Here is a 17,088-nt window from a genome sequence, read left to right as displayed (position 1 = left end):
GAACGTGTCTTACAACAGTTAGCTTCAAATCAAGGGGGTATGCCATTTTAAAATCTCCATAGGAACCGCCCTAGAGTATAATAAATTTTTGGGAACTAATTTTGAAAACTATTTTAAGACATAGGGAAACGGCATTTTTTTATGATTTTTTAACGACAAGCTAGAGCCAAGATAAAGAAAAGGCCGCTAAAAGCGGCCTTGTAAGTAATTAATTAAGTAAAACTATTCTTCAACTATAGGAAGCGCAGCTTTTTTGCGAGCAGCTCCCATAGCAGCAGCCTTAATCATATCTTTTTGGCTATAGCTAACAGTATTGTCATTATCAAGATTGCGAATAGTTACATCTAATTGATCAAATGGGATCTCAATATTGTGATCCTTAAAGAGACGTAAGGTTTCGGTGCTGAGGTAATCATAAACGGCCTTGCGCTTACCAATTTCGTTTACAAAAACCTCGCACATAATAGTCACTGCACTAGCATCTAAACTCTTAATAAATACCAATGGTTTCTTTTCTCTATTAAGATCACGGCAGCGACGAATAATGCCTCTTAAGATGTCCTTAGCCTTATTAGGATCGGCATCATAGGCAATACCAATAGCAAACTCAATCTTAGTCACAGTGTTAGACAATGACCAATTGGTTAAAGCTGTGGTAATAAATTGGCGATTTGGAATCACCACCTCTTTGTTATCAAAAGACACAATGGTAGTAGCACGAATACGTATCTTATTTACTGTACCTGAGAGGTTAGAAATGGTCACAATGTCGCCTACACGTATCTGACGTTCAAATAAGATGATCAGACCAGATACGAAGTTAGCAAAGATTTCCTGGAGACCAAAACCTAGACCCACAGATAAAGCAGCAACTAACCACTGTAAGTTATCCCAGCTAATTCCCAAGGCACCAGCGGCAAAAATAATACCAAGACCAGTGATCACATAAGAGGTAATTAGCTTAATGGTATAACTGGTGCTCTTAGCAGCTACTCCTGAGCGCAGCATAAAGAGACGCTCAATTAACATTGGTAAATTGTGGTTCAAGACTACTGCTACAATCACAATCACAATAGCTAGTAAGATGTCACCAAAAGATAGTGAGCTGGTAATAGTTTTACCATCAACCACATTAACGTTTTGCCACAGATAGATCTTATCTAAGTAAGTTAATACACCAGCTAAATCATTCCATTGTAAGTACATAAAGTACACACTAATAGTTAATAAGATGGCATTAAATAGCTTAAAGGCACGGTTGTTTACCAACTCTAATCTAAAGGACTCAAAACGAGCGCCAAAAGAATTAGCGTTAGTGTTGCTATGTGCTTGCTGATCATTGTCTTGATTTAAAATCACCTTTTGTCTGATCTTTTTTAAGATTTTAATTTCAGCTACATAAAGCTCACGACGTAAGGTATTAGAAATAATTAAATAAGCAAATCCTATGTAAAGCGTAATGGCTACACGATTTAAAAGCTGAATCACAGTGTAGTAGTAACCTAAGCCTAACATGATGACAATAGTTAATGGGGTTAGGATGCCTACAATGGATAAAGCCCAGAAAGTCATGGTTGGTGTGTACTGAGTCAGCATACGCTTAACAGTAACAATAGCAAAGAAGGTTAAATATAAGAATCCTAGCAGCATGAGAATGTAGCCAATCACATCTCCAGAAATCTTATTAGGCTCAACCTCTCGCATATTGGCAATAGTAAGCATAGGGATACTTACATACCAAATTTGGTCAACTAGCATACGGTTTTGTTTAATAATGCTAGGAGCCATAGAGAAGTGTCTTTGCATTAAAGAGTTAGGCTCCATAATTTGACGCATATATAAGAAACACATCAAGTGGAGAGCTAACAATAAAGTTACATGTTTTTGATCTTCAAACCTATCCAAAATCAAGAAAATGAATAGTGCACCTATCAAAGTGATTACTGTCATCTTAGGTAGGATTAAGAAGCAATGACAAAAGAGAGCTTTAGGCGTAATGGAGTAGCCATCACTATCTTTATCTAAACGTAAAGCTAACTCATTGGTTAATCTTCTAAAGTAAGGATGGGCTTTTTGGAATATAAAGCCCAATATAATCAAAGGAATAAGTAATTTTAAGTAGTTGGTCAGGGTCTCTTCAATGACAGTTTCGCTTGATAGATAGCGATTTAAATCTCGCAATTGCAAAATTAAAGTAGGGTAGAGGTTAACAAAGAACTCAACACTTATTCCCTGATTAGAGGTAAGCCAGAAGAGGTGGTCATTAATTACTGTCTTTAAGCGAGAGGTAGTAGAGTTAAATTCATTGTATTTAGCTCTTAACTCAATAGCTAAAGTTACACCATCAGACATGGCATTATAAAGCTCATCGTATAAGGAGCGACGATGTCTTATGAGTTGAATTAATTGCTCACGATAAGGCTCATAACCCTTATCGTTGCGAATAATTTGATCTACATAGCTTTGTACATCAAAGATTTGCTCACGATAGCGACGTAATTCGTACATCCATAAATTTAAGTTAGGAATTAATTCGTCCAATTTAAAAGATATGGAGAGCTTTGGTAGTTCACTTTGTTGTCTATTTAATAGGCGTGACAAAATTACGCTACCTGAGAGATCAGATAACTGCTCTTGGATGTTCTTTTCAATTTGATGAGCTGTATTTAAAGCCTCTGTAACAGATTGTAGGTCTCTTTTAAGCTTAGCGTTATCCACTAAAATTTTGTCAATATTGGCGGTAAGTTCAGTATTGGACTTAACCTCAGTGGCCAGTTTTGCTGGAATAGGGGTAGTATTTTGCTTTTGATCATTGCTATTGCTAATGACACCAGAGCTCATTAAGGTATTTTGCTTATTACGAGCTTTAGCTAAATACTTATTAATATAGTCTCTATGTAAAGAATTAATGCGTATTTTGTAGTTAGCAATGTCTTGGAAAATATTAAGTGACTTAAGCTCTGTTTGTAGTAAGTTATTTTGTTTGTTTAAAACATAGCTTTCAAAAGGTAAGAGCTTGACCTCGTCTGGGAGCAGACGGATAGTTGGGTCATTAATCCTTTTGGTAATTTCAAATAATTCAGTATTGTTAGCTGTGATCTGATTTTGAGCTCTTGATGGGAGAGTCTGCAATGAGTTATAAGCAGAGGTAGCATCATTGAGCTGAGCTTGTACCTTGGTCTGCTGGACACTCAATTGGTTGATTAAAGCATTGATCTCATCAATATCCTCAATTTTGATGTCTGGAGGATCTTGGCTATAAACATTATTAGCCTCACTCAAAGCCTGTTCCAAGTTGCCAATCATAGCGTTGCTTTGAATAAGCTCAGAGTTAATCATCTCCTCCTCTTTGGCTAAGGAGTCATAGAGATTAATGCGGTTTTGCATGCGTTTGAGAAAAGCTAAAGTTTGCTCTTTTTCAATAGCATTTAAAGAAGGATCTTTATCAAGATTAGCTAGTCTTTCAGATATATATTCATGAGTAGGAATAAAAGGCTTATGAGCATCTTCTGCTTGATGCTGGTTCTTTTTATTATGGGATTGACCATTAAGAGGGTCAGCGACAATATCGCTTGAGCTGATATCTGGCTTTAATAACACGCCCAAAGCATTGCCAATAGCCACGTCAGCAGAGTCATGGCTCTTACTGTTATCTGCTATATTAGCTTGTTGAGTGCTATCAGTGTTTGCTGTGCTTGCTGTAGTTTCTGTTGTTTGGGCATAAGCATAGCTAATAGAGCTTAAGCCCAATGCGATTATCAGCATTAAAGTAAGCTTTATTATTATGCTATGACTAAAGACACAAATAGAACGCATAATAAAGTCCTTGTGGTTAGGCTCGAAAACAATACTAACTCATTAAATTAAAAAGCATGGATAATAGAGAGTGAACTCTATTTGGTGCCTAATATAAGAATTGTTTAGTCTATCTTATCATTAAGCTTGAGTATGTTAATTTTGAAATATTTTTGCTTTTATCTTAAATTTTCGCTGCTAAGACAGGCAAAGAATGGTAAGTAAAAGCTTAGCTAAGTAATGCTCCAACAGGGGGTAAAAACTTTTTTTAGTATAAATGGCGATTTTTAGCCAGTTTTAAAAAAATGTGATATTATGTGCGCATAGCAATAATACACATTATTGCCAATTCCCTAAAAGCATGATGTTATGCTCTTTATCCATAGTAATTCTAAAATTAAATACTTAGGATAACTGTGAATAAGACCAAATCTTTCAAGTACCCCTCCTCAACCTTTCTAATAATCAAAATATTAACGATAAGCTTGTGTAGGTTGTGCTTGTTGTAAGGTTAATTAGTCTCTTTTAGTTTTAAAAGATCTTTGGGTCTATTAATGAGAGAGATTAAAGTGGTTAGTAAGACCGCAAGAACAGATCACACTAATCCTACCTTTATTTTTTTTGACAACTGTTTCTATTCTTTTTCTGGACTCCTAGAGCAAAGCTTTCCTAATCTTTTTTGTTTTTAATTAATTACTAGAAAGATTGGTAAAGAAAAAGAGCAGTTTCCTTAGCTTATGAATTGCTAATAAGTAATTTTCATAAGAGGGCTCTTTATTTTGTAAGCATTAGGGACTTACGTTTTAAAATGCCTGTGTTAGTTAAAGATAAGTATTAAATGTACTTTATATTTGTCTCTATCTATTCCTGCCGTGCGTAGAAAAAAATATGAATCTTAATGAATTAAAAAACACCCCCGTTGCACAATTGGTTGATATGTGTGAGCAAGCTGGTATTGAAAATACCGCTCGCTTAGGGAAAAAAGAAATTATCTTCAACCTACTTAAGCTCTGTGCACGCACGGGTGAAGACATTTTTGGTGAGGGTGTAATTGAAATCTTGCCTGATGGCTTTGGTTTCTTACGTAGTGCTGACAGCTCCTATTTAGCTGGTCCTGACGATATTTATGTTTCCCCATCTCAAGTACGTCGTTTTAACTTACGTACAGGTGACTCTATTTCTGGCAAAATTCGTCCTCCAAAAGAGGGTGAGCGCTACTTTGCTTTATTAAAGGTAGATGCTGTTAATTTTGAGCAGCCAGAAAAAGCTCGCAATAAGATCCTTTTTGAAAACTTAACTCCAATCTTCCCAGAAGAACGTATGCGCCTTGAGTTAGGTAATGGCTCCAAAGAAGATATTACTGCTCGTGTTATTGACTTAACCGCTCCTATTGGTAAGGGCCAACGTGCTTTAATCGTAGCTCCTCCAAAGGCTGGTAAGACCGTTTTATTACAAAATGTAGCTCACTCTATTAGCGTCAATAACCCTGAGTGTGTATTAATTGTGCTTCTTATCGATGAGCGTCCTGAAGAAGTTACTGAAATGCGCCGTATGGTTAATGGTGAAGTGGTAGCTTCTACCTTTGATGAGCCTGCAGCTCGTCACGTTCAAGTGGCTGAAATGGTTATTGAAAAGGCTAAGCGTTTAGTTGAGCACAAGCGCGATGTAGTTATTTTCATGGACTCTATTACTCGTTTAGCTCGTGCTTATAACACCGTAGTACCTGCCTCTGGTAAGGTTTTAACTGGTGGTGTTGATGCTAATGCTCTACAAAGACCAAAGAGATTATTTGGTGCTGCTCGTAATGTAGAAGAGGGTGGCTCTTTAACCATTATTGGTACTGCCTTAATCGACACTGGCTCTAAGATGGACGAAGTTATTTACGAAGAGTTCAAGGGTACAGGTAATATGGAATTACACTTATCTCGTAAGATTGCAGATAAGCGTGTTTACCCTGCTATTGATGTTACTCGCTCTGGTACTCGTCGTGAGGAATTATTAACCTCAGCCGATGAGCTCCAAAAGATGTGGATTTTACGTAAGTTCTTACATCCAATGGGTGAAATTGAGGCTATGGAGTTCTTATTAGATAAGCTCTCTATGACTAAGACCAATGAAGAATTCTTTGGTGCTATGAAGCGTCAATAATGTTATTGGTTAGCCAATAATAATAAAAGGGCAACTTATTAAGTTAAGTTGCCCTTTTATTTTTTATGAAAACCAGTCGTTGTGGGTTTCATAGTTGCGCATAGCAACTTGGCTATCAGAATTGACATTATCAAAGCTTTCTTTTGCAGGAGCATTAATATCTAAATACTCTAAGAGTGATTGCTGCTCCATATTAAGATCGCAATAGATCAGACCTTCGCTTTTACGCTCTGCGCTAATGCTATTAACTAGCTTTAAATACTGATCGGGATTATCAAAGCCTAAACTCTTACGAACCTCATTGGTGCCATAGCTTTGATCCTTATTAAAAGTGGCACATTGGATCATGCTATATAAAGAGCTAGAGATAAATAAAATAAAGAGTTTAGCTCTTAATAGTTGCGAGATCTCAGGACGCATCAGATAAGTAAAAGGATCAAACATTAGTCTTTCTACTTTGAAAATATCCCAGCTCATAAAGTCATAAAATTGTTCTTTAGCACTCAAGAGTTGGTGGGCGTAACAAGCTTGATCCATGCTTACCTTATTATTGCTAAGCACTATAGGTAAAGCTTGGTGATTAAGCTTTAGTAAATACTTACAAAGGCGTTTTAACTTTAATAAAGTTGCTTTAGAGAAGTTGTTATCATAAGACATCTCATCTTTAATCTCAGATAACATTTGCTCAAGCTTGTCATCAATCTGCTTTTGCTTATCTAAAGTAGTTAATTTTAAACAGCGGTTAATATCCCAAAAGCCAAGAGTATCGCCATCGCCTTCTTCACGGTTAAGCAAACTGTTTTCTTGCTCTTGAAGTTGATTAAATAAAGAACCTAAATCTAACTTGATATTTAACGCTAGATTTTGACGTACTTTTTTATTAATGCTAACTAGTTTGCCCAATTTGCCTTTAATTACTTGAGTTAAGCTTGGGTCAGTAAAAGACAAAGTAAGGTCAGTGTTAAGAGAAAATTCTTGATTAGCCACTGAGTAATTAGCGTTAGTTATTAATAGATCTATAAAGTGATCAGCCCAATGATTTATCACATAGTTGTTATCAGTAATTCGCAACATAAAGCTCTGCTTGTTTTGACATAAAGAGCATAGTTGAGATAACAATTTATTATGACTATCACTAATTAAAGTCACGCTATAAGCTTGATTTGCGGTATCGACATTTTCTGGCTTAGCTACAGCTTGGGATACAGTAGGCTCAGGATTACTCATCGCAGGAGCACTAAAGGCCAAGTTGGAGCTAAAACCAGTGCTATTACCTGCATTACTGCTAGCGCTAGTAAGTACTTTGCTCCCAAGCTTTTTACTTAAAGGGCTGCGCAGTGCCTGGCTAGCTAACAGCACACTCTTGCCGCCCTCATCATCACTCTTAAGGCTCTTGTCAGCACCAGCGCCTGCACCAGCACTAGCGCCAGCACCAGCACTAATGCCAGTGCTGGCGCTTGCGCCTGCACTGGCGGCGCTAGGCTCTGCGCTTGCATGAGTGCTGTTAGCTGGCGCACTGCCAGCAGGCGCACTGCCTGCTGGGGCGCTGCTCTTAAGAGGGTTAAGCTCAAAAGAGCTCAAGTTTTCTTGATGGTCATAATCAAGCTCAAATTGAGATAAGGAAAAAATCTGGCCATTATCACTATAGGAGCCAATGTAGCTCATGAGATCGGGCGTATCGCTAGCTTTAATATCATTAAAGCCACCTGTGCTAGCTTCAAGATACTCTTGGCTCAGATGGTCTTTACTGGTGTTAAAGTCTCTTTTGTTAATAGGAACTAACACACGATGTTGGCAAAAGAGCAAAATCTCATCTAAAGAAAAATGGCGGCTATTATAGGTGCCTGAGAATAAAGGCATAGCATTGGAGCTACTTACTAAGCTAAAAGCCCTGTCATCAAGACTATGAGCCATAGTAGATAGAGCATTTTGTACTTTAGCAGTGCGCCAACGGGCTTGTTGGGTCTCTTTTTTAATAGCGTTATGTAAATTATTGTTAGAGCAAGATAGAGCTTTATGGCCCTGAACCAGATTATTAATCAGGTTGTTAGGGTAAGAGTGCTCTATGACATAAAATTGTTGGTTCAATGAGCTACGCTCACCATAGCGATATTGGAGCTCATCAAAGAACTTAGCAATTTGAACATCAGAGATTTCTTTTAAAAATAAGTTGATATCTCTTTCGGTTAAAGCTTTAGGGAATGGTAGTCTGATCGAGCCTACCCCATTAATATAGTTATTAAAATCCAAAGAGCGAGATAACAGCACAAAGTAAGCTAAAGAAATAATCTTGCTAGCTGATTGGTCTTTGTAAAAAGTATTATTCAAAGCTCTAAGTAAAGGAGTATTAGCAAGCAGTTGATCTAATACCCAAGTAGCTCCAGCTTGAAAGATATCTTTTCTGCGGTTTAAACCTGAGTTTTTGGCTTTATCAACAAAAACAAATTCGTACTCACCAGGAGTAATTTGATCGCCTTTTTTGAGCTCAACACGATAGACATCAAAGGCTTTTAGTTCAGGATATTGGGCTAAAAACTCTTCTTTCCAAATAACTAGGCCTGTCTGTCCTCCACCTTGAATGGAACCAACCGATTTTTTACCTTTAGTGCGCACCATACGGCCATTAACAATTTTGGTAGTATAAGGCCACAGATAGCTATATTTGCCATTAACAATAGCAACGCTTAGATTGGGTAACTGTGGTTTATTAGTATTGGAAATAGCCATAATAATATCCCTAATTACGATAAACAAAGAGAGCCTAAAAGGCTCTCTTTGTTGAAAGATTAGTATCTAAATTTTAGTGAGCATCTGCCCAAGATGAACCCACTCCAATGCCCACCTCAAGAGGCACTAATAAGTGGGTTACATTTTCCATAATTTGTTGAATCTTGCTGCAGAAGGTATCTACGATATCTTCTCTAACCTCAAAAACCAACTCATCATGTACTTGCATAGTCATATGCACTGCATCTTGAGGCAAGGTTTTTATGTATTCATCAACTTCAATCATTGCCATCTTGATGATGTCAGCAGCACTTCCTTGCATAGGTGCGTTAATCGCAGCTCTTTCTGCGCCTCTCATAATAGCACCAGTAGAGGTAATACCATTAATGACAATATGGAAGCCTTTAATGGTAGTGGTATAGCCATGAGCCTTAGTATCTTTAATGATATTATCCATTAAAGTTTTAATGGTTGGATACTTACTAAAGTACTTTTCAATATAGGCCTTAGCATCAGCATTGGACATGCCTGTTTGCTTAGCTAAACCATGTGCTGACATGCCATACATAAGACCAAAGTTAGTAGCTTTGGCATGAGAACGCTCTTCATCAGTAACGTCATTAATGCTCTTATCTAAGACCTCAGCAGCTGTTACACGGTGAATGTCTTGATGATTATTGAAGGCAGCAATTAAATTAGGATCATTGGCAAAATGAGCGATTAAACGTAACTCAATTTGAGAGTAGTCAGCAGATACAATCTTATAACCCTTAGGAGCCACAAAAGCACTGCGAATTTGTCTACCTTCCTTGGTACGAGATGGAATATTCTGCAAATTAGGATCAGAGCTTGATAAGCGGCCTGTTACGGTACCAGCTAAATTAAAGCAGGTGTGAATACGTCCTGTTTTAGGAGAAATTAGCTGAGGGAGCTTATCAGTATAGGTTGAAACTAACTTTGAGAGCATGCGGTAACGCTGCACCTTACGTACAATGTCAAAGTCGTCGCCAATATCACTTAGAATATCGTCAGCAGTAGAGTATTTCTTATTGCCATTTTGATCCTTTTTATTGCTCTTACGTGGATAAGGAATATTGAGATCATCAAACAATACCTTGCCTAATTGGCGAGGAGAATTAATATTAAATTGAGTGTTGGCTAAATCATAAATGTCCTGCTCAATCAAATTTAAGGATGATTTTAAAGTGCGAGCTTGTTCATTTAATTCATTGCCATCAATATAGGTGCCAGTTTTCTCCATATTAAAGAGAACATCTAAAACCTTCATGTCAAAAGCAACGAGCTCTTCACCATGTTCCATAGCTGAGAGGTCTTTCATACAGGCATGGTAAACACGATAAGCCATTAAGGCTTGCTCACACTCATAATCACTATATTTCTCAACAGCAATAGTGCAAATAGGATCTTTTTTGTTTTCCTTAATGCTATCTAAGCTCATTGAAGTGTACTTAGTAAAGCTCTCTGAGAGGAAAGCTAAATCAACTTTACGTGATGAGTCCAAGATGTGAGCCACAATCATAGGATCTGCAAGATAACCATTGATTGGAAGATTGGCAAAATGCAAATAAAGACGCATGAGCTTAAGGTCATAGGCTATCTTTTTAATGCTTTCATCAGCAAAAATAGGCTTTAATAGAGCAACAGTGTCTTCATAGGATAACTGCTCAGGAGCAGTAATGTAGTTATGATTAAAAGGTATGTAGTAAGCACTCTTATCAGAGGTGCAAATACTAATACCTATAATAGTGGCATCAGTTGGGTGACCTTCGGAGGCTGCAATATGGAAGCTAAAAAGCTTAGTTTGATTAATATCATTAATAAGCTCATTTAGATCTTGGCTGTTCAATACTGTTTTAAAGTATTGACGGTAGTTATCAACTTGCTGATGAGCCTCGTAATCGCTAGTGCCAAATAAGCTGCCTTGGATAGGTGTTGCTACTTCTTGCTCTTGGTTACTTGAGTCATTGCTAGTATCTTGAGTAGCAGCATTGTTAAAGAGATCTTGCTGACCATTTTTAGCGACAGGTTCTACCTCCAGGCTTTGGCTACTGGATTTTTTAGCTCTTTGCTCTGCTGCAAATTTATGGAACTCTAAGCGCTCAAATAAGGCTATTAAGCTGTCATGATCCTCTTGTGGAGGGGTGATTTCGTTAATATCTAAAGGAAGCTCAACATCGCATTTAATGGTTGCTAAGCGATAGCTTAGCTCAATAGAAGGCCATTGCTCTAAGAACTTATCTTTAAAAGTGCCTGCGCCTCTAAATGATAGGTTAGCTACCTCATCAAGATGCTCTTTAATAGATAAGATACCACCTAGGCTATTAATAATGCTGATAGCTGTTTTATCGCCTACACCTTTCATGCCTGGGATATTGTCAGAAGAGTCACCCTTAAGAGCTAGAAAATCAATAATATACTCAGGAGCCACGCCAAATTTTTCTTTAACTGTATCCACGTCGTAGTGCACATTCTTCATGGTGTCTAGTAAGGTAATATGCTCATTAACTAATTGAGCTAAGTCCTTGTCACCAGTACAAATTACAGTATCAATGCCTTTTTTCTCAGCATCTTTAGCATAGGAACCTAAAACGTCATCAGCCTCAACACCAGAGACTGACACTAGTGGAATACCTAAAGCTCTGACCATGGAGTGGGCAAATTCAATTTGTGGACGCAAATCATCAGGCATAGGAGGGCGGGTAGCCTTGTATTGGTCATACATTTCATTTCTAAAGCTTGGACCTTTAGCATCAAAAACAGCAATAAATTTGTTGCCCTTATAAAGGTCTAGCAAGGAACGAAACATGCGAGTAAGTACATAGGTAGCACCAGTAGGCACTCCATCTTTAGTAGAGAAATTTTGCCTTACCGCAAAATAAGCTCTATATAAGAAAGATGAACCATCAATAAGTATTAACTGATTTGACTTACTCATAACAAATACCTACACAAAAGAATGTACACTCTAAAAGATAGTAATAATACAAGATTTTGCATTAAGCTATGGGCTTAATTATAAAAGTTGATCTTATTTTCCCGCTAAAAAAGACTGCAAAAGTAGCTAACTTAATTGATATTATCAAATACTAATAAGCTACAGCACCATAATCTTAACTACGGTTTTAGACCGTTAAGCCTATGCAAAGGTTAAGGTTAAGGAAAAAAATGGAGCAATGCGATACATTAGGCAAATTGTAGTGTACAATTGCACGCACATATTTAGCTATTAATTAGTTAAATGCTGGTACAGCTGCTTTGAGCAGCATCTTGGGTGGCAGACAAGAGTACTGGCCTCAACCTAATGCTTATTTAGTAATTGAGCTAATTAAGCAGGAGTTTGATCAGCATATTACATGATGGTTGACTTAATTAATTTAGGTAAGAGGCAAGCTTTAATTAGTAAGATAGTGCGTTATCACTTGGACTATTAGTCTTCAAGTGCGGGCGCTATTTATTATTAATAAAGCTGGTGCTTAGTTTGACCCTTATTTTCTTGTTTTATAACTTAGCTCCTATTGCATCTTTCTTCCCTAATTGTCCTATCTGTTTGTATTTAGTTTACGCTAAGTATTTCCTGATCAAAGTTGTTTAAAACTTTTAATAATTGAAGAGCTATAAGCTATGCAGCAGCAAGATTTTCCATTACGCCGCCTTTTTTTATTACATATCTTCATTATTGTACTAAGTAACTATGCTGTACAAATTCCTATTACAGTATTAGGAATTGAAACCACAGTAGGTACTTTTACTTTCCCATTTGTTTTTGTAACTACTGATTTAACTGTGCGCTTATATGGAGCCGAGCGTGCCCGTAGAGTAATCTTCTTTGCTATGTTCCCAGCTTTAGTAGCTTCTTATATTGTCGGTACTATCTTTGCCTTTGGTGATTACCAAGGTATTGGTGCTTTAGCTACTTTTTCCATTTTTGTATTCCGTATTGCAGCTGCTTCCTTTGGTGCTTACATCTTCGGTCAGCTCATGGATATTTTAGTATTCCAGCGCTTACGTAAGCTTAAGGCTTGGTGGCCAGCCCCAGCTGCATCATCAATTTTTGGTAATTTATTAGATACCTTTGCCTTCTTCTCCATTGCTTTTTATCAGTGTGTTGATCCTTACATGGCAGAAAACTGGGTACATTTAGCTTGGGTTGATTATGCTGTTAAGCTTATTGTTTGCTTAGCTATCTTTGTCCCAATTTACGGTATGTTCTTGGCATTTTTATCCAAATACGTTTTCCATCGCCCTTTAAATGAGGCTGGTATCTTAAATTAGCAATAATCTCTTGCAAGATACCAACAAAAATATCCCTCTCCACTGCTGTGGCGAGGGATTTTTTTTACTCAGCGCAGCGGCGCTGCGCAGCTGATCTGTGCCGCTGCGCTAAGCCAAGCAAAGCTGCGCTTTGCAAAGCTCAGCTCTGGCTATAGCTTACCTGACCTGACTAAGTCAGGTCAGGTAAGGTTAGGTAAGCTATGAGGGACTGTGCTAATAAAGGCCACTATCGTTTTGAGTGATACGCTTGAGCTTTCTAAACATGGTTCTAAACAGTAAAGGAACACTATCAGGGCCTCGCTGCTGCATGGCCTCTCCTATTAAGATAGCCAGTCCTGGTTTAGTCTTCTTATGGATAGCAAAAGAGATCACCTTATTAGTAGATAAACCAATTTTGGAGAGTTCCTTGTCATCAAGGGCTCCGTAGATAGCATTCGTGGTTTTACCTGTAGAGCGCTCAAAGTTTTTAGCCTTGGCAAAATCACGTTCTGTAACAATAGCTTGAGCTGCTAAAGCTTTAAGCTGTTGTAAAGATTTGTTTTGCTCATCTAAGCTCATAGCGCAGATTGGCTCACCCTCACCCTCACCCTCACCCTCATGCTCAGTAGCAATTTGTTGATGGAGATTGGCAATAGCATTTTGCTTGAGCTGTTTTAAGCGTTGCTCATTACGGTTTACTTGATGTATTAGCAAAGTATGCAGTTCTTTAATAGTGTTGAGCATCATGCTTTGCTTCTTAGAAATGCCATTTTTAGCTTGAGGCATAGATTTAACTAGTTCATTAAGATACTGGTTAAGTTTAGAAGCATCGGCCTTGCTCAGCTCTTTAATAGAGAACTGTTTAGCCTTGTTACTCTTACCTTTGAATTTACCACGGGCCAAGATATTAGGCAGCTTTTCGCTCAGGTTATTGGGATTGAAGCTTAAGACACTCTTAATAACACTATCAAGATTGTGGTTTTTTAAGGTAAAGTCATCAAAGTTAATCTGCTCTGAGGCGGCAGCTAATTTGCTGTCATAATGTTGATTAGCAGAGGCATTAGCCTCATCTGTAGGTAAGCTTGGAGCCTCATTAGAGGCTAAAGCACTGGTATTAAGAGACAAATGCTGTTTGAGCTTATCTACAGTATCAGGATCTGACTCGAGATCTTTGATTAAGACATTAGTCAGATAGTTAGGTACATGCTTGCTTGAGAGCTGCTTAGTTTCAATATTGGCAGCTTTTTGATAAACATCAGCAAAGCCTGAGGTATAAAAATAGTGCTCAATATCAACATGAGGCATTACTGATAAGTAATCAGGTAAATTGCGGCTACCAACAAAGTCCCTTACCGCTTGGGCATAATGGCGACCAGCGTCATCTCCGTCAGTTAAAACGTGGTAATTAATACCCATTTGACGGGCTAATCTAATTAGTGGATATAATCCACATTGAGCAAACTCTACAAGCTTAATACCTGAGCTAGCTAGGTTGATTCCTAAAACAGATGCAATCTCATTGAGTAGCCAAACCTCAGTCTCACCCTCAACTAAAATCCAACATCTAGCAAATAAAGCACTAGGACGGCTCATTCTAATGTGGAAAGCAATTTTACGTTCATCATCAACATTAAAGGCCTTATCTTTAATGCGGAAACAACGAACATCGTAGTATTGCTTACATAAGCGGCGTAGGTTATGTAAAGAAATAGCCGACAGCAGCTGAGATGAGTTAGTGGTTACAATTTTTTGAATAGGTAATACTTGTAAAATTGACCACAAGCTTAACAGTAAAGTAGGGTGGAAGCGGCTTTCTATATCTTCCAAAATTAAAATTGGTCGTGAAAACTCATCAATTTCCCTTTGGCCTTTAGACATTAACAAAGCGCCTGCCAATAAGGAGAGTAAAAGCTTGGATCTAGAAGGCTTCTCATCTGCTACAGCTGCTTTTAATGTGCCCAGTGATGCAACCGAGACAGGATGGCTAATAATTTCACGTGCAGTACGAGGCTTATAAAAGTTAGCATGGAGCTCTTGAGCATCATAATTACTCTGATAGTTAGTCAGGTATTTTGAGGCAATAGTGTTTAATACCTCAATAGCATCTTGCATGCGAGCTGAATTGAGGTCTTCATCAGTAGTAATGTTGGCAAAAAAGTGAGAAATTGCCTGAAAAGCCTCGCTCTCAATTCCTTTGTTATGATAATCAACCTTGTAAGAGTCATTATGATGGTCGTAGTGCGTATTATTAGGTAAATTATACATACGACGATCACGTAAACGTAACAGAGGATTAAGCAATATCAGTTCTTTAATGAAAGGTTCGCTATCTGCAAAAGGCTGATTCTTTTCATTAAGCAGTTTATGGCTAGTAATAAAAGGTGCGTTCTCTTGAGACTGATCAAAATAGGCTTGTACTTGGTAGTGAATACGATAGCGTCCATCCTCACCTAAGTAACTAACTTGTTTGAGCTTCTCAAAACGTGGAATTTTATTGAGCTGACCATAGCTGCCTTCGCAAAAAATAAGGTCAATAACAATTTTTTCTGCCACATCTTTGTAGATGTCAGAGCTAAAGAACTTAATATCCTCTTGAGCTGAGGTACGTCCCTCTACATTAAGCTCATTTTGATTCTCTAATGCACTTTGAGCACGAGCAATGCGCTCTTCGCTACTTGGCTTGTAGAAAAGGGGCTGTTCTTGCTCATACTTTGCCTCTTCGTCTAACCCTTTAACCAAAGCGTCTAATACTGCTTTTTTAACCGCAGTCTTATGCTTTGTAGCAAAAGATTGTGAATCGATTGAACCGTCACTAATAGTTTCATAGTTACGTGGCTCATAATTGGGTTGGTTTGCTTTTTTACTGCTAGTAATAAAGCTATCCAAAGCATTGCTAGATTTACGATGCTTGTGATGTGACTTGTTTGCACGAGAATGAGGGGTATGACAGTTAAACTGCTTGTTCTTAGAGCTATTTTTGCTAGGTTTTCCCCAGCGATCGGTTAGGGGACGATGTTGTTCACATGGAAAGTCTACAATGTGTAAGGTTCTGCCCGTACCATTGGAGTTAGGAACGCTGTAGTATCTGCGTTGGTAAGATGTGGTGTTAATAACTTTAATAGGATCGATATCATCTAATCCTTTGTTATGCAGATACTCACGGCAAGCCCCAATATCATGAGCGTAAGGTATCTCTAATTGGCTACTGTCATAATTAGTAGCATTGGTGGCAGTGCTAGCTGTAGCTGCGCTAGCGCCAGCTACTGTGCCTGCTCCTGCACCTTGGATTGCGTCTGCGCTAGCTCCAGCGGCAGCAGCGGCAGTACTTGTATTGGTTGGCTCTGAGGTACTGTGATGAATAGGCAACTGAGTGGCTGTTATGCCATCACCGCCGTTTTCTTCTTCACTGCTAAGTTTGATGGGGATATAAAGGTCATCTTTGGTAAAAGTGCATAAAGAGTCGCACCCCTGACCAAGCACCATAGAAAGAGCGCAGAGTAAAGAGGATTTACCCCACGCATTTTCACCTATTAAAACGGTAGTATCTTTTTCAAAATCTATAGCAAGATTTCTAATACCATGGAAGTTTTGGATCTCAGCACTTTGTAAATACATAGCCGTCTCCTTGCTTTTTTTCCAAAGTATCACGATTTGCTAATTCGTGCCTACCTTATTGTTAATAAGCTTGATGATGATCAAATACATTTGCCAGCAAACGTACATGTTCATTTAATGTGATGGCTAAAATTACTAGCTGATGGCTACTGTTGGCGCTAACTAACAGCTTAAAATAAGGTGTACTTATTTTAAGCTGCTTGGCTTGTTAGTCTCTATAGGCTTATGAGGCGTTGGAGGCTAGCACGACAGTTCTGCTTGTAATCCTCAAGATATTTTTGAGGGTCGTCCTTCCAGTTTTTAGGCAAAAAGGTACAAGTGAAGTGGTTAGGAGTAATCGATGGGTGTTTTTGTCTTTGGCTTAACTGGTTCATTCCAGTAGCTACCCAACGCTTATAGTCGTAGTAAGGGTAGATGCCACAAACATCTTTGCCCATATTATCAGCAATATGTGCTGTACCTGTGCTTGGCGCAAATAGTAGTGAGCAGCGATCAACTAAAGCAATTAGCTTATCCAAGCCGCCTTTATTC

6 protein-coding genes and 1 pseudogene are annotated in these 17,088 nt (G+C 38.2%); 2 read left to right on the top strand and 5 right to left on the bottom strand.

What is annotated here, in order from left to right; genetic code table 11:
• Positions 1-222: 222 nt before the first annotated feature.
• Positions 223-3,765, bottom strand: coding sequence for a mechanosensitive ion channel domain-containing protein (locus MXE38_RS10570; RefSeq protein ID WP_246914560.1), 3,543 nt, complete (start codon positions 3,763-3,765; stop codon positions 223-225).
• A gap of 918 nt (positions 3,766-4,683) precedes the next feature.
• Between MXE38_RS10570 and rho the strand changes: the two genes are divergently transcribed.
• Positions 4,684-5,943, top strand: a complete 1,260-nt coding sequence (gene rho, locus MXE38_RS10565; protein ID WP_246914558.1) for a transcription termination factor Rho — start codon at positions 4,684-4,686, stop codon at positions 5,941-5,943.
• 63 nt (positions 5,944-6,006) lie between these two features.
• On the opposite strand, the gene MXE38_RS10560 is transcribed toward rho, so the two are convergent.
• The gene (locus MXE38_RS10560; RefSeq protein WP_246914556.1) at positions 6,007-8,670 is read right to left on the bottom strand and encodes a hypothetical protein; all 2,664 of its coding nucleotides are present in this window, start codon (positions 8,668-8,670) and stop codon (positions 6,007-6,009) included.
• A 73-nt stretch (positions 8,671-8,743) separates the two neighbouring features.
• On the bottom strand, positions 8,744-11,626 hold the full coding sequence (polA, locus tag MXE38_RS10555; RefSeq protein ID WP_246914554.1) for a DNA polymerase I: 2,883 nt from the start codon (positions 11,624-11,626) through the stop codon (positions 8,744-8,746).
• A 686-nt stretch (positions 11,627-12,312) separates the two neighbouring features.
• Between polA and MXE38_RS10550 the strand changes: the two genes are divergently transcribed.
• The gene (locus tag MXE38_RS10550) at positions 12,313-12,963 is read left to right on the top strand and encodes a 7-cyano-7-deazaguanine/7-aminomethyl-7-deazaguanine transporter (protein ID WP_246914552.1); all 651 of its coding nucleotides are present in this window, start codon (positions 12,313-12,315) and stop codon (positions 12,961-12,963) included.
• Positions 12,964-13,176: 213 nt separating this feature from the next.
• Here MXE38_RS10550 and MXE38_RS10545 read toward each other — a convergent pair whose 3' ends face one another.
• Both MXE38_RS10545 and MXE38_RS10540 read right to left on the bottom strand, forming a co-directional pair.
• On the bottom strand, positions 13,177-16,557 hold the full coding sequence (locus MXE38_RS10545) for a DUF2813 domain-containing protein (protein WP_246914550.1): 3,381 nt from the start codon (positions 16,555-16,557) through the stop codon (positions 13,177-13,179).
• A 215-nt stretch (positions 16,558-16,772) separates the two neighbouring features.
• Positions 16,773-17,088 (bottom strand): annotated as a pseudogene (locus MXE38_RS10540) (hypothetical protein); the annotation flags it as partial.

It is taken from the genome of Anaerobiospirillum sp. NML120448 (assembly GCF_023050945.1).
GTDB lineage: Bacteria > Pseudomonadota > Gammaproteobacteria > Enterobacterales > Succinivibrionaceae > Anaerobiospirillum.
The sequence above is the reverse complement of the archived record's forward strand: the minus strand, read 5'-3'. Positions and strand labels throughout refer to the sequence as shown.